The sequence below is a fragment of the Paenibacillus dendritiformis genome (genome assembly GCF_015845845.1).
In the GTDB taxonomy this organism is placed as follows: Bacteria; Bacillota; Bacilli; order Paenibacillales; family Paenibacillaceae; genus Paenibacillus_B; species Paenibacillus_B dendritiformis_C.
Genome location: NZ_LDIG01000244.1, coordinates 1 through 13,217 on the forward strand (window position 1 = coordinate 1; position 13,217 = coordinate 13,217).

The 13,217-nt window shown below is 54.1% G+C and carries 12 protein-coding genes, 2 tRNA genes and 1 pseudogene; 8 read left to right on the forward strand and 7 right to left on the reverse strand.

Annotated features, from left to right (window positions below; translation table 11 throughout):
- Positions 1-1,190: IS4 family transposase (locus ABD76_RS24110; RefSeq protein ID WP_242069277.1), on the forward strand; the 1,190-nt coding region annotated here is incomplete at its 5' end.
- A gap of 153 nt (positions 1,191-1,343) precedes the next feature.
- Positions 1,344-1,990: pseudogene (locus tag ABD76_RS24115) on the forward strand (HTH domain-containing protein); the annotation flags it as partial.
- Between the two features lie 50 nt (positions 1,991-2,040).
- Here ABD76_RS24115 and ABD76_RS24120 read toward each other — a convergent pair.
- The 5 genes from ABD76_RS24120 to ABD76_RS24140 form a co-directional block, all read right to left on the reverse strand.
- Positions 2,041-2,114, reverse strand: a tRNA-Gly gene (locus tag ABD76_RS24120).
- Between the two features lie 63 nt (positions 2,115-2,177).
- A tRNA-Pro gene (locus ABD76_RS24125) sits at positions 2,178-2,254 on the reverse strand.
- Positions 2,255-2,391: 137 nt separating this feature from the next.
- Positions 2,392-3,051, reverse strand: a complete 660-nt coding sequence (locus tag ABD76_RS24130) for a response regulator (RefSeq protein WP_197259554.1) — start codon at positions 3,049-3,051, stop codon at positions 2,392-2,394.
- A gap of 25 nt (positions 3,052-3,076) precedes the next feature.
- The gene (locus tag ABD76_RS24135; RefSeq protein ID WP_197259555.1) at positions 3,077-3,928 is read right to left on the reverse strand and encodes a sensor histidine kinase; all 852 of its coding nucleotides are present in this window, start codon (positions 3,926-3,928) and stop codon (positions 3,077-3,079) included.
- A 176-nt stretch (positions 3,929-4,104) separates the two neighbouring features.
- On the reverse strand, positions 4,105-5,106 hold the full coding sequence (locus ABD76_RS24140; RefSeq protein WP_197259556.1) for a LacI family DNA-binding transcriptional regulator: 1,002 nt from the start codon (positions 5,104-5,106) through the stop codon (positions 4,105-4,107).
- Between the two features lie 242 nt (positions 5,107-5,348).
- On the opposite strand from ABD76_RS24140, the gene ABD76_RS24145 reads away from it, so the two are divergent.
- Both ABD76_RS24145 and ABD76_RS24150 read left to right on the forward strand, forming a co-directional pair.
- Positions 5,349-5,675 (forward strand): YbjQ family protein, encoded by a 327-nt coding sequence (locus ABD76_RS24145; RefSeq protein ID WP_133379463.1) that lies wholly within the window; start codon positions 5,349-5,351, stop codon positions 5,673-5,675.
- Positions 5,676-5,683: 8 nt separating this feature from the next.
- Positions 5,684-5,935, forward strand: coding sequence for an HD family phosphohydrolase (locus tag ABD76_RS24150; RefSeq protein ID WP_197259557.1), 252 nt, complete (start codon positions 5,684-5,686; stop codon positions 5,933-5,935).
- Between the two features lie 81 nt (positions 5,936-6,016).
- Here ABD76_RS24150 and ABD76_RS24155 read toward each other — a convergent pair whose 3' ends face one another.
- The gene (locus ABD76_RS24155; RefSeq protein ID WP_197259558.1) at positions 6,017-6,985 is read right to left on the reverse strand and encodes an aldolase catalytic domain-containing protein; all 969 of its coding nucleotides are present in this window, start codon (positions 6,983-6,985) and stop codon (positions 6,017-6,019) included.
- A gap of 386 nt (positions 6,986-7,371) precedes the next feature.
- Between ABD76_RS24155 and ABD76_RS24160 the strand changes: the two genes are divergently transcribed.
- The 3 genes from ABD76_RS24160 to ABD76_RS24170 are packed head-to-tail and all read left to right on the forward strand — an operon-like array spanning position 7,372 to position 9,926.
- Positions 7,372-7,635 (forward strand): FeoA family protein, encoded by a 264-nt coding sequence (locus ABD76_RS24160; protein ID WP_197259559.1) that lies wholly within the window; start codon positions 7,372-7,374, stop codon positions 7,633-7,635.
- A complete protein-coding gene (gene feoB / locus ABD76_RS24165) occupies positions 7,632-9,734 on the forward strand; it encodes a ferrous iron transport protein B (protein WP_197259560.1) in 2,103 nt (700 codons plus the stop codon). Before ABD76_RS24160 ends, feoB begins: the two co-directional genes overlap by 4 nt.
- 15 nt (positions 9,735-9,749) lie before the next feature.
- Positions 9,750-9,926 carry a FeoB-associated Cys-rich membrane protein gene (locus tag ABD76_RS24170; protein ID WP_197259561.1) on the forward strand — a complete coding sequence of 59 codons (177 nt, stop codon included), beginning with the start codon at positions 9,750-9,752 and terminating at the stop codon, positions 9,924-9,926.
- Positions 9,927-10,046: 120 nt separating this feature from the next.
- On the opposite strand, the gene ABD76_RS24175 is transcribed toward ABD76_RS24170, so the two are convergent.
- Positions 10,047-10,937 (reverse strand): LysR family transcriptional regulator, encoded by an 891-nt coding sequence (locus ABD76_RS24175; protein WP_197259562.1) that lies wholly within the window; start codon positions 10,935-10,937, stop codon positions 10,047-10,049.
- Positions 10,938-11,088: 151 nt separating this feature from the next.
- Between ABD76_RS24175 and ABD76_RS24180 the strand changes: the two genes are divergently transcribed.
- On the forward strand, positions 11,089-12,090 hold the full coding sequence (locus ABD76_RS24180; protein ID WP_197259563.1) for a DMT family transporter: 1,002 nt from the start codon (positions 11,089-11,091) through the stop codon (positions 12,088-12,090).
- Positions 12,091-13,217 lie beyond the last annotated feature (1,127 nt).

Below are 13,217 nucleotides of genomic sequence, written 5' to 3' on the forward strand. Positions count from 1 at the left end.
AAAAAAGCCGCACACCCGGTAAAATGTTTGTACGCCTACAAACTCAACCGAAGAAAGGTGGCGACTCCATGAAAAAGTCTACCACGATCCTGTCCATCCTTCAATCCGTTTTGCCTGCAGAAGAAATCGATTCTGCAATCGAACTCGCCGGCTATAAAGACAAGGCCCGCAAGTTTACCGTCCATCATTTGCTACAATATTGGGCGATGGCTGCCTCTGAACAATGGGATAGCTACCGTTCAGGTGTGGTTCATGCAGCAGCCAGCGGCTTGCTTCCTGTCCATTATTCCAGTTTTTCCGGAAAGGCAGCTGAGGTTCCCTTTGCTGTATTCAAGGAGCTCCTACACCGGCTCATCCAAACCTGTAATCGTCAAACGACCCGAAAGCTGGCCTTTCCTAAAGAATTGCTTTTGATTGACTCGACGACCGTAACGGTAGGAAAAACTCGCTTGCCCTGGGCCCCTTACCATGGTGAGCGTTCGGGCATTAAGCTACATGTTTCTTTGCAAGCCCAATGCGACTCCCCTCTAAACGTGGTCGAAACGGTTGGTTCGAAACATGATGGTCCGCTCTGTGAAAGCTTAACCCATTTGGATTACATTATGGTTATGGACCGGGCTTACGGGAAGCTCGAACGATTAGATCGTTTCAAAGAAGAAGGTCAATCCTTTGTCGTTCGACTGCGTGATAACGTTCATCTTGAAAAACCACGTGCTCTACGCCGGCAAAAAGAGCCTAACAGCCCGGTCATCCGGGACATTACGTGCCAACTTGGAACAGAGCAATGTCGATCCAAGAAGCGGCATCGCGTCGTTACCTTCCAAGATTTCGATGGCCGAGAACTCCGCGTCGTTACCGATCTCATGCAAGTGACCCCAGAAGAAATCGCACAGATGTATAAAGCCCGGTGGCAAATCGAGGTTTTCTTTCGCTGGATCAAGCAGCACTTGAATATCCCTACTTTGTTCGGGACAACTGAAAATGCCGTGTACGGGCAGCTGTTTGTAGCTCTCATCGTTTACGTGTTACTCAAATGGTTATTTGATACCACTCAAGGGGTCGTATCTAGGCATCAAAAGCTGTCCTTTATTCACTTTGCACGTCTATTTAGGCTAAATTCCCTTCCTCCCGAATGGCTCGTTAAGATGCAGAGGATAAGAGAAAAATTCAGCCCTGCCGGGCTTGTTTGAGTTACACAATTTGGTTAATCAACATGTCTGACCATAGAATAAAAAACAAGAGCTGTGGAACTCTAAACTGTACCCTATCGAGTAGACACTTTAAAAAAGTCTCTCGATAGGGTACTTTTGTTTATAGCAGAAAAATGGGAATGAGGAATTATAATGAGCAAGAAATTATTTACAGATGAAGAAATCAAGCTGTTATCTAACAATCCTTATGTGAAGTCCGTTTCTTCAAAGGCAATCACGTATACGGATGCGTTTAAGCAATTGTTCATCTCAGAGAATAACAAGGGCAAACTGCCGAGAGAAATATTTGAAGAATGCGGTTTTGACGTAACCATCATTGGGATCCAAAGAGTCAGATCTTCGGGAAAGAGATGGCGTGCGAGTTACCAGGAGAACGGAGTTTTAGGTTTACAGGATACGAGAAGTAAATCATTAGGAAGACCCCTTAAACGGGAGCTGTCGCTGGAAGAGAAATATGCCAGGCTGGAGGCTCAGAATGCCTTGCTAAGAGCGGAGAACGAACTTTTAAAAAAGATTCGCTTCGCGGAAAGGGGGCAGAACAAAGAATAGCACTGCCACCTACCCAAAAATATGTCTTTATCCGTACCATCATCGAGAAATATCAACTCCACCGTATGGTCAACTATTTATGTAAAGTGTCCGAGGTTTCCAGAAGCGGATACTACAGGTACTGGTCTTCCGAAGCGAAGCAAAAGAGAAGCCAGAAGGAACAGCGGGATGAACAGCTAAGAGAAACGATCTTAAAAGCTTTCCACATTTCTTTGGAACCAAAAAAGGCCCCGGTCGCAGCGACCAAGGCAAAAGTAGTAAAAGGTTATGAAGAAAAAATTGGAGCGGGTGATGGGAATCGAACCCACGCTGCTGGCTTGGGAAGCCAGCGTTCTACCATTGAACTACACCCGCGGAGGCCAAAAAACACACCCAGATCCCGCAAAAACTGACCGAGTGTGTCCAATCAACAACAGATGGTCGGGACGACACGATTTGAACATGCGACCCCCTGGTCCCAAACCAGGTGCTCTACCAAGCTGAGCTACGTCCCGAAACAAAGTAACTTTTGACAAGAATTAATATACCATATAGTTGAGTATCATGCAAGCCAATTTACGAAAAAATGAACCGGTAAAATCAGCCATCCTGAACCCTCCCGGTCACGGGAAAATGACGGCCGCATCGCTCTTTAAGAGTCGACGAGGCCGTTCTCCAGGGCGTACCGCGTCAACTGCACGCGATTCTCCAGATGAAGCTTCTGCAAAATATTTTTCAAATGATTTTTGACCGTATGCTCGGATAAAGAAAATTGGGCGGCAATCTCCTTGTTCGACTCGCCCCTGGCCACCCGCTCCAATATTTCGCGCTCCCGCACCGTCAACGGGGAATGCGCCGGCGCTTTGCTGTTTTTGGTGGAGAATTCCTGCAAAATGCGAAAAGCCAGTTCCTTCGACATCGGCGCCTCGTCAATGGCGATCGCCCGCAAATACTCGTGCCATGCCGATGGCTGCAAGTTTTTGAGAAGATAGCCTTGGGCTCCTTTTTTCAGCGCCTCGAACAAGTGGGTTATATCGTCGGATACGGTCACCATGACGATTTTGACATAAGGGAACCGCTCCTTAATATGCTTGGTCGCTTCCAGCCCGTCCATCACCGGCATCGAGATGTCCATCAGGATCATATCCGGCATCACCGTCTCGGTCATCGCGATCGCTTCTTCGCCATTCACCGCTTCGCCCACGATGGCGAAGGAGGGATCGATCGCCAAAATATCCCGCATCCCTTCCCGCGCATGCGCATGATCGTCAGCGATCAACACGCGGAACACCGGTTGTCCCCCCATACTCATCGTCCCCTCTCCTCTCGATTCATGCCTACCGCGCCTCGGCCAGCCGTTCGGCGGCACCGCGCTTCGAGACGCGCATAATCGTCTGTCCGGCGTCCCGCCTCATCTCGAAATGCCAGCCCAGCGTCCTGGCCCGATCCCGAAGCATTTTCAATCCGTACTTCCCGGCCGCGGCGCAAGGATCGCCCGTGAACCCCGTGCCGTCATCCCGCACCTCGCATTCGAAGCCGTCCCCATTGAGCCGCCCAATGACTCGCACATGCTTCGCGTCCGCATGCTTCCTCACATTGGTCAATGCTTCCCGCACGCAGGAGAACAAAGCGATCTTCTCCTTAATCGTCAGCGATTCTTCCGGGATGGACCAGGCGACATCCATCTCCCACTCCGTATCTCTATGAATATCCTCGATCATCTGCATGAACGGATGGGACCAGGTAAAATCCTTTTCCTGGGGTACGGTCCGCAGGTTCGCAATCGCTTGCCGCACATCGTCATACACATGCCTCACTGTCTGACGGAGCTTATCCAGTTGACCCTGCTTCTCCTCCGGAGGGCATGACTCCAGCCGGTCGATTTTGACCGACAGCATGAACAACGATTGCGAGATGCCGTCATGCAGCTCCTGGGCCAGCCGCTCCCGTTCCTCCAGCGCCGCCGTCATCCGCTGCTCCCGCCGAAGCGTCGCCTGCGTATCGTCCAGCTTCTTGAACAGGCGCGTCAGCAGCGTCGCCGATACGATGAACACGATGATCGGAGCCAATATATTGCCCATGTCCATCGACAAATAAGGAAGCAAAAAGGAATGTCTGACATATTCCCATAGCCCGATTGTCAATGTAGGAATCCATAATATCAACCGCTTAATCATCTTGTCGCTCATTTGCGCATCCTCCCCCGCTCATTCTGCCGTCCAGACCCTGGCAGCCGGACAAGGATCCTCCCGTTCCGGTCTGCCGTTCTTGTCCCGGTTGCGCTTCCCAGCAAAAAAGCATGAGATCCCGCATGGGAGCTCATGCCGCCTTCCTGCAGACGATGAGACGATGGCCCTGACTGTTCTCATTGCGATTGCGGCGCTGCCGTCGATTCCCGGACGATAATCTCCGAATTGAGACGGACGGTCCGGTTTGTGAGCGAGACGCCGTTCATCTGCTTGACGAGCATGTCCACCGCCGCCTTCCCGATCTGCACGGCCGGCTGACGCATCGTGGTCAAACGCGGCCGCAGCTCGGAGGCAAGCACCTGATCGTCATACCCGACGATCGACATATGCTCCGGCACCCGCAGGCCCGCTTCCGTCAACGCGTTGATTGCGCCCAACGCCGTGAAGTCGTCCGCGGCGAACAAGGCCGTCGGCAGTTGCCCTTGATCCAGCCATTTGCGAACCGCCTGGTAACCGGATTCAATCGAGAACTCGCCCGGCTCCACCGCGAACGGCTCCAAGCCTGCTTCCGCCAGCGCCTGCCTGAATCCGCGCTCCCGCTCGATCGAGCTGAGGAAGAAGTCCGGTCCCTGGATATGGGCGATGGAACGATGCCCCAGTTCGACGAGATGGCGGGTCGCTTCATAGCCTCCGGTATAATTGTCGACGGTAACGCCGTGAACATCCGGCTGAACGGTCTGATGATCGATAAGCACGAACGGAATATTCCGGTTCCGCAGCTCCGTCAAGTAGGACAATTCATGAATCGGCGACAGGAGAAGCAATCCATCAACCCGGTCCTCCTCGATAAAATCCCTCCCCACGCCTTCCTCCTGGGGATAATTTGCGACTGACAAAGCAAGATAATATCCGTGATCCTTCAACAGCGAAGACACCGTTTGCACGATGCTGTCCAGGAATGAATCCTGGAGCGTCGTGACAATCATGCCGATGACTCCGGTTTTGCCTTTCGCCAAGCTTCGTGCCGCCGCATTCGGGTGATAGTCCAGTTCTTTCATCGCCTGCAGAACCTTTTGGCGATTCTTTTCTCGAACAGTTTGGGCATTGTTCAAGACACGGGATACCGTTACGACAGACAAGCCAGCTTTTTTGGCCACATCAAAAATACTGACTTTCATATCCTTCTCTCCTCATTGTCATCGTCATCCTGCAAGCCACATTGTTGTCATCTAGTATCCATAATAACCAATTTAGCGCTGCATTCCAATAAAATCTGCAGCAATCCGCTATTCATTTTGAGTATACTATGAATTAGAATGAACTTGCGCCACTCGCCGCCTTGAAACGTTAGTCATGTTGCGGCGTATTAGGTATATATAGGGTGGATGCATACATTTGCCCCACGAAGGAGATGGTAAGAATGATCGTAGCAACAACCGAAAATATCCCAAACTATGAAGTCACTGAAGTGATAGGCACCGCTTTTGGCGTCGTCGTGCGCGCCCGCGGCATCGGCGGAGACATTATGGCTTCCTTGAAAGGGTTGGTCGGCGGCGAAGTCAAGCAATACACCCAGATGATCGAGGACGCCCGGCGTCAGGCAATGGATCGGATGATCGAGAACGCGCACGCGATGGGCGGCGATGCCATTACGATGATGCGCTTCGACAGCGGCGACGTCGCGCAGAACATGAGCGAGATCGTGGCTTACGGAACGGTCGTCAAGCTGAGACCGGCTCAGAGGTAAGGACGCTTATGTGGGTAGTGATAGGTACGGCGTTAGTCGTATACGGGCTCCCTTTGCTTGGCCTGATCATCCTCATCATCATCGGCAAAACCTATTTTGACAAGCGCTACAAGCAAGTCGACAATCCTCGCGACGCGATCGGCATCAACGCCGATTATGCCCCGACCAAGGAAATTTTTATCGATCCGCGCGACGGTCATAAATACCAGGTATACTACAATGCGAAAACGGGCCAAAGACAATATATCCGCATGGATTGACGATGGCGCCGCATAGCATTGCTTCATGAAAAAAGAGCCCGCATCCCTGTTTTGGGAGCGGGCCATCTGCATTGTAATTCATTATTCCGGCTTCTTTTGAGAAAAGCTGACTTCCGGCGTCGTCATGCGGTCATAGAACTCGACGTATTGGTCACGCTCGTCCGAGGCGAGCAGCGCCATGGCCGAACGGGGATGTTCATCGAGCGTTCCGGTGACCAGATAAGGAATCAGGTAACCCCACTCCCATTTTTCGCGCGTCTTCAGCATATAATTTTGGATGAAGCCGAGCACCGGACGCATATGGTATCTGCTGTTCTTCAGATGCGTCAGCAGCAGCTCGGTCGGGCAGTTCCCCGCTCCCCGTCCCATGCCGTAGACGGAGGCATCCAGAATCTCGACGCCCAGTTCGGCTGCGACGAGCGTATTCGAGAAGGCGAGCTGCATATTGTTGTGCGTGTGCACGCCCAGGCGCTTGTTCGGCAGATGCTCTTTGAACTTGTGCACCAGGTAATGTATATCGTTATGATCGAGGCTGCCGTAAGAATCGACAATATAGACGATGTCTACCGGGCTGTCCTTAATCATGGCAAAGGCTTCAATCAGATCGTTCTCCATCACGTTGGAGAGCGCCATAATATTAATGGTTGTCTCATAGCCCCGATCGTGGAAAAGCTGAATCAGATCAAGCGCTTTGTCGACGTCTTTGCTGTAGCAAGCGACACGGATCAGATCGAGCATGCTCTCGGAACGAGGCAAAATATCATTTTCGTCCACCCGTCCGATATCAACGAGGGCCGACAGCTTGGTTGTTCCTTTTTGCGGAATGACTTTACGCAGGAAATCGTCATCCAAAAAACGCCAAGGGCCCGCTTCACCAGCGCCTTTAAGCAATTTCGGCGAATTTTTGTAGCCAATTTCCATATAATCGACGCCCGCTTCGTTCAATGAGGCATACAAGCTTTGCACGAACTCGACGCTGAAATCCCAGTTATTGACGAGACCGCCGTCGCGAATGGTGCAGTCGATAATTTTACAATGATTCGTTTTCATCCCGCTATCTCCTTCTCAAAAATAATTTTCTCTCTATTCTAATAGAGAACGCCTCTCAAAGTAAAGGAAATCCAGCTTCTTTCTCCATCGCGATTCTGCTTTTTACAATCATTTCATAGTTAAGCGCGTGTTCAAAAGTCCGGTGTTCGAGCATTGGGAAGATGGCTTGCATTCGATGCGGGAGCGCCGCAGGCAAGACTCCATGAGCAGCAAAATTGTTTCCGCAGGAAACATACTTCGGAAAATGCCGGTTCACTTATTTTTCGCTATGATCAAAATCACAGAGGACCCGGACATGGCTGTGATAAAATCCGATTACCGATTGATAAAGATTCTCATTGCCATTTGTTAACTATATTCCGCGCACAGAAAGAAGGATGAACACGATGGGCCGTCATTTTCCCCGTCCTGCTCTATCAATCACGCCGCTATCCGAACTCAAGCCTGGACAGACAGGCTGTATTTGCGATCTGTCCGAAGCCAATCCAGCCGTCTGCCGGCGCTTGATGGAGCTCGGAGTCGAGGAAGGCACGCATGTCCAGGTCATGCACGCCGGCCTGCTCGGCGGACCGCTCACGCTCGAAGCGAACGGCCAACTGATCGGCATCCGCCGCAGCGAGGCCCGGCGTATCGGGGTGAATTCGGTATGAGCGCTCAGACTACCGCGCTGGTCGGCAATCCGAATACCGGCAAGACTTCCCTGTTCAACGCCCTGACCCGCTCCTACGAATACGTCGGCAACTGGACAGGCGTAACCGTAGAGAAAAAGGTGGGGCGGCTGCATCGTCAGGCAGGCGCCCTGATTGATCTGCCGGGCATCTACTCGCTTCATCCGATGTCCAAAGATGAGAGCGTCGCCGTGCAGTACCTGCTCGACGAATGCCCGAACGCGATTGTCAATGTCGTGGACGCGTCCCAATTGGAACGCAACCTTATGCTGACTGTACAACTGCTGGAGTACGGCGTGCCTGTATATGTCGCCCTCAATATGACGGATGTGGCGGCCGGAAGAGGCATTCATATCGATTCGGCGAAGCTGTCCGCCGCGCTCGGCGTCCCGGTCATTCCGGTGAACGCCCGCAAGAAGCAGGGCATCGCCCATATTTTGGAGCGCCTTCAGCCGCATGCGGCCGAAAAAGCATCTCCGCAGGCCTCGGCTCGCGGGCCCGCAGCAGGCGGCACCCCGGCATCGCGGCTTGAGCAGACAGGCAAACGGCGCAGCCCGCTGGAGTTGAATTACGGCGACGAGGTGGAGCGGGCGATCGAGCGGATCGCCGCGCTTCTTCCCGGCGATGACGCCGTTCCGGTACGGTGGAAGGCGCTGCAGTATATCGAACAGAACGAGACGGTTCGCCAATCTGTCCAGAAGCGGATTGGCGCCGAGCAAATTCACCAGATCGGGCGTATTATCGAAGAAGCCGAGCAGCGCTTGCAGGACAGCGGCGCTGCGCTCCATCTTCCGCAGCGGCTGCGCAGCATCCGGATGGAATTCATCCGCCAGGCCATCGCTGCATCGGTCCATGCGGAGCAGCGGCCGGCCCGAACCATGACAGAGCGCCTCGATAACATTGTCACGAATCGATGGCTCGGCATTCCGATATTTATCCTGATCATGTTCCTGACCTTCAAAGTTACCTTCGATTGGCTTGGCACGCCGTTGTCGGATGCGCTGGACGCGTTCTTCTCCGGCCCGCTGACCGAAGGAGCAGCGGCGCTGCTGGACGCGGCGGGAGCCTCCTCCTTCACCCATGCGCTGCTGGAGGACGGGATTATCGCCGGGGTTGGAGGCGTGCTGGTGTTCGTGCCGCAAATCTTTTTGCTGTTCCTCTTCATCTCGTTCATTGAAGATTCCGGTTATATGGCCCGGGTCACCGTCGTCATGGACCGGCTGATGGAAGCGGTCGGCCTCAACGGCAAGGCGTTCATCCCGTTCGTCATCGGCTTCGGCTGCAACGTGCCGGGCATCATGGCGGCACGCACCATCGACCAGCCGCGGGAGCGGCTGGTCACGACGCTGCTCGTCCCGCTCATGTCCTGCTCCGCCCGGCTGTCGGTCTATGCGCTCTTCGCCGGCGTGTTCTTCCAGGCGCATCAGGCGATCGTCGTGCTCAGCCTGTACTTGCTCAGTATCGTGCTGTCGCTGCTGCTGGCCAAGCTGTTCACGAAGCGCTTGATGAAGGAAGAACACAGCATCTTCGTCGTCGAGCTGCCGCCTTACCGGATGCCGCAATGGCAGACGCTGTTCCGCAGCACATGGGAGAAGGGCAAGGGCTTCGTCCGCAAAGCGGGCACCTTCATTCTCGGCGGCTCGGTCCTGATCTGGTTCCTCACCTACGCCGGCCCCGGCGGGCTCGGAGTAGAGATGGACGACAGCTTCCTGGCGATGATCGGCGGCTTCCTCGCCCCGCTGCTCGCACCGCTTGGCTTCGGGACATGGCAAGCCGGGGCCGCGCTCTTGACCGGGTTCCTGGCCAAAGAAATCGTCGTGTCCACGATGAACATCATCTATCATGCGCCGGATGCGGCGATGCTGCAGGCGCAGATCGCCCAAGCCTTCACGCCGTTGTCCGCCTATACGTTCTGCGTGTTCTTGCTGCTGTACGTCCCTTGTCTCGCGACCGTCGGCATCCTGCGCAAGGAGACGGCTTCGTGGCGGTGGACGTGGTTCTCTATCGGATATTCGCTCATCCTCGCCTATGCCGCGGCGCTGGTTGTCACGGCAATAGGACACTGGCTTGGCTATATGTAAGAAAGGATGATGGTGATGCCCTGGTTCGAGATTGCACTCGTATCCGCTATCTTCGGCTACGCCGGCTGGACGCTGATCCGGCATATCCGCAAAAGCAAGCAGGGCGCTTGCGCCTCATGCGCCCTGACTCGCTCCTGCCCATCCGGAAGCTGCGCTTCCGCGCCGAAGCCGGAGCAGAAGCGAACCGAATAGAATCGAAGAAGGAGCGCACCCGCTACGGACCGCTCCTTCTTCGATTTCAAGCAGCTTCGCTCTTGACGTACTGCCCGGACTTCCGTCCCCTATTCGCTGCTTAGCTTGTTCACGTTCGCTTCACGCGCTTCGCCGGCTTCGAATCGCTCCGATTGCTTCAATAAATCTCCGTTCTACGCTGCCAAGATAAGAGTCTCCCCGGCGGATGTAGACGACAGACACCTTGTTGAACGGGGCCGGAATCGGAAACACGTTGAGCGTGCCCTCCGCCTCCTGCTTCTTCACGGCGGCCCGCGGCACGACGGTAATGCCAAGCCCGGCCGCCACCGTGCCGATGATCGTCTCCAGCGTGCCGAACTCCATCACCTTCGTCGGTTGAATGCCTTCCTGCTGCAGCCATCGTTCGAGCTGCGCCCGGTATCCGCAGCCGCGCCGGAAGACGAGCAGCGGAAGATGCAGCAGCTCCCGGAACGGAAGCGGCTTGCCAGGCTGGCCCTCCGATGCATCCGGTCCGCAAACAAGCACCAGCTCCTCCTCGAACACCGGAATCGTCTCGATATTGGCCGCGTTCACCGGCCCGGAGACGAACGCGCCATCCAAGTTATATTCAAGCACCTCTTCGGTCAGCTTCTCGGTCACGCCCGTCACGAGAGAAATATCGACCTTCGGATGGTTGCGGTAGAACAGACTAAGAATATCAGGCAGCCCGACGACCGTCTCGATCGATCCGATAAGCAGAGACCCGGCCGGATCGTCGGGATCCTGGAACGCCTTCTTCATCTCCGACATCAGCAATGCCATGCGCTCCGCATAGCGGAGCAGCTTCCGTCCCTCCGCATTCAAGGTCATGCCCCGGCGGTGGCGGTGGAACAGCGGGTATCCGATCTCCTGCTCCATCAGGCGAATCCGGGCGGTCACATTGGACTGGACGTAGCCCATCTCCTCCGCCGCCCGGCTGACGCTGCCATGCTCGACGACGGCCAAAAAAATGTGTATATCGCTGATTTCCATCGCTGGCTTGTCCCTCCGATCGCGCTGATTCAGGTATCATTATCAGTGATATCTTAAATCACTTTCAATTGTTTTACAAGATAGCTGAGCAGCACTATGATGTAGGTTAGCTGCTTTAATTCGGATAGTGCATACAGGAGTGAGTGACATCATGAGCAAGTCCCGTTTTTGGAAAGGCGCTTTATTTTGTTTGTTCTCCGCAATTGCATGGGGAGCGATGTTCCCTGTGGCCGAGAGCGCGCTGCATCATATCGATCCGTTCTGGTTCTCCGGCATTCGCTACAGTGCCGTCACCGTGCTGCTGGTATTGCTGCTTGCCTGGAGGGAAGGCAAAAAGGCATTCCGGACCGAAGGCCATGGCATGAAGCTGTGGGGACTGGGAACGCTCGCTTTTATGGTATATAACTTTGGCGTCTTCTGGGGCCAACATCACTTGGGCAAATCCGGCGTGCTGCTCGCGTCGATCATGGAATCGTTCATGCCGATGCTCGCCGTGCTGCTCGTCTGGTCGCTGACCCGCAAGCGTCCGAATATCCGGACCTTGGGCTGCGTGGCCGTCGCTTTCATCGGCGTGCTCTTCGTCGTCACGAAGGGCGATTTCACCGCCTTCGCGAACGGCAGTCTGAAGCTGCTGCCCCTCCTGTCGGTATTCGCCGGCGTTATCGGATGGGTCGTCTTCACCGTCGGCAGCGGCCAATTCTCCGGCTGGTCGGCGCTTCGCTTCTCTGCGCTGACCTGCATCTACGGAGCGGCGACGACGATGACCGCCGTCCTCGGCCTGACGCTTCTCGGCCTCATCGAGGTCCCGGAAGCATCCGAGGTGGTCCGGATCATTCCGGAGCTCCTGTTCATGATCGTCGTCGCCGGGCTGATGGCCCTGCTGAGCTGGATACAGGGCATTCAACAGCTCAATTCGGTGAACGGCATGCTGTTCATTAATTTCGTGCCTGCGACGACCTTCGTTATCTCGGTCATCCAGGGCTACGCGGTCTCCGCGGCCGAAATTATCGGCTCGCTCCTTATCGTCGGCGCGCTGATCGCCAACAATCTGATCATGCGGCGGGAAGCGGCCCTCGAAGCGCGCAAGCCGGCCTCCCGTCCTCCGGCAGCACGCCGGCCCGCCAAGAAGCAATCGCATGCGCCAGCAGGATAACACACTTTTTACAACATATGCCCCCCTACTGGAAAAGGGAGAGACGCCAAGCGCCTCTCCCTTTCTTTTTCGCGGAGGCAGCACATAAGGCTCCCTGATCGTGATCGCATGTCGCCCCTCCCGTATATGTGGCTTGCCGGGACATGGGACGGGCTTCTTTTCGGCAACTTAACTTCCCGTAATATTACCGTGTTTGCCTCTTACCAGCCAGGCACTTGCGTCGGCTCTTCGGCACCCGCCATCCACTTCCGTATCATGCACATCGGCAATCGTTCGTCCAACGCCGCAAAGCCGAATTCAACTAATCTTATACTGCGCAACACACGATTCGTCCCCATCGTACACGCGACAACGCAGTTCAGATCTCGTCCTGCTTCTGCACTACGCAGTTCAATAATCGTTCCGTGCACTTTACCATGCGATTCGCTGCTCCTCCGGTGGTGTACAATGCGGTTCGGTGCTCATCCTATGATGTATAGTCCGGTACAGTGCTCATCCATGGTGTACAGTGCGGTTCGGTGCTCATCCAAAGGTGTACAGTACGACTCGTTACTAGTGGTGTATAAGGCAATTCTCACTCGTTGAATGCTGCAATAATGCAGTTTTGGTTCATCCCCTTCTATCGGAAAAAAGAATTCCTGCAAATCTGCATCATTTTTCCTCATTCAGCTTCGATCCGAGGCTAGAGGGGCGAAAAAGCTGCACTTTTGCAGGAATTTCATCATTTTTCGCTAAAAACCCGGGAAAATGCTGTATTTTTGCACTAGCGTTGCATCGAGCGGTTAGTTCATAATCTAATTTCAATTAACATCAATATATGATATATATTTACATCTGCAATGTCCGCGCTAAGTCTAAAAAAGTCGAGCTGGAAATAGACCCTGCGCGTTATCCATTATATGTAAAAGTATTTTTCGTTTGTCATTACCTCACAATCAGTTTCGGTTTCATCGACTTCGTTGCCTTTTTCGGACGTCTCCCATTTCGCTTTGGTCGTCCCCTAGATGTTCGGGTCGGCTTGCGGTTGAGTGCAGCGATCAAATTTTCCCATGGTTTTTCCGCATAGATGCGAATCAACTGAAGGAGATCCCATGTCGACTTATTACAGTCCAATGTTAGTTTAATTA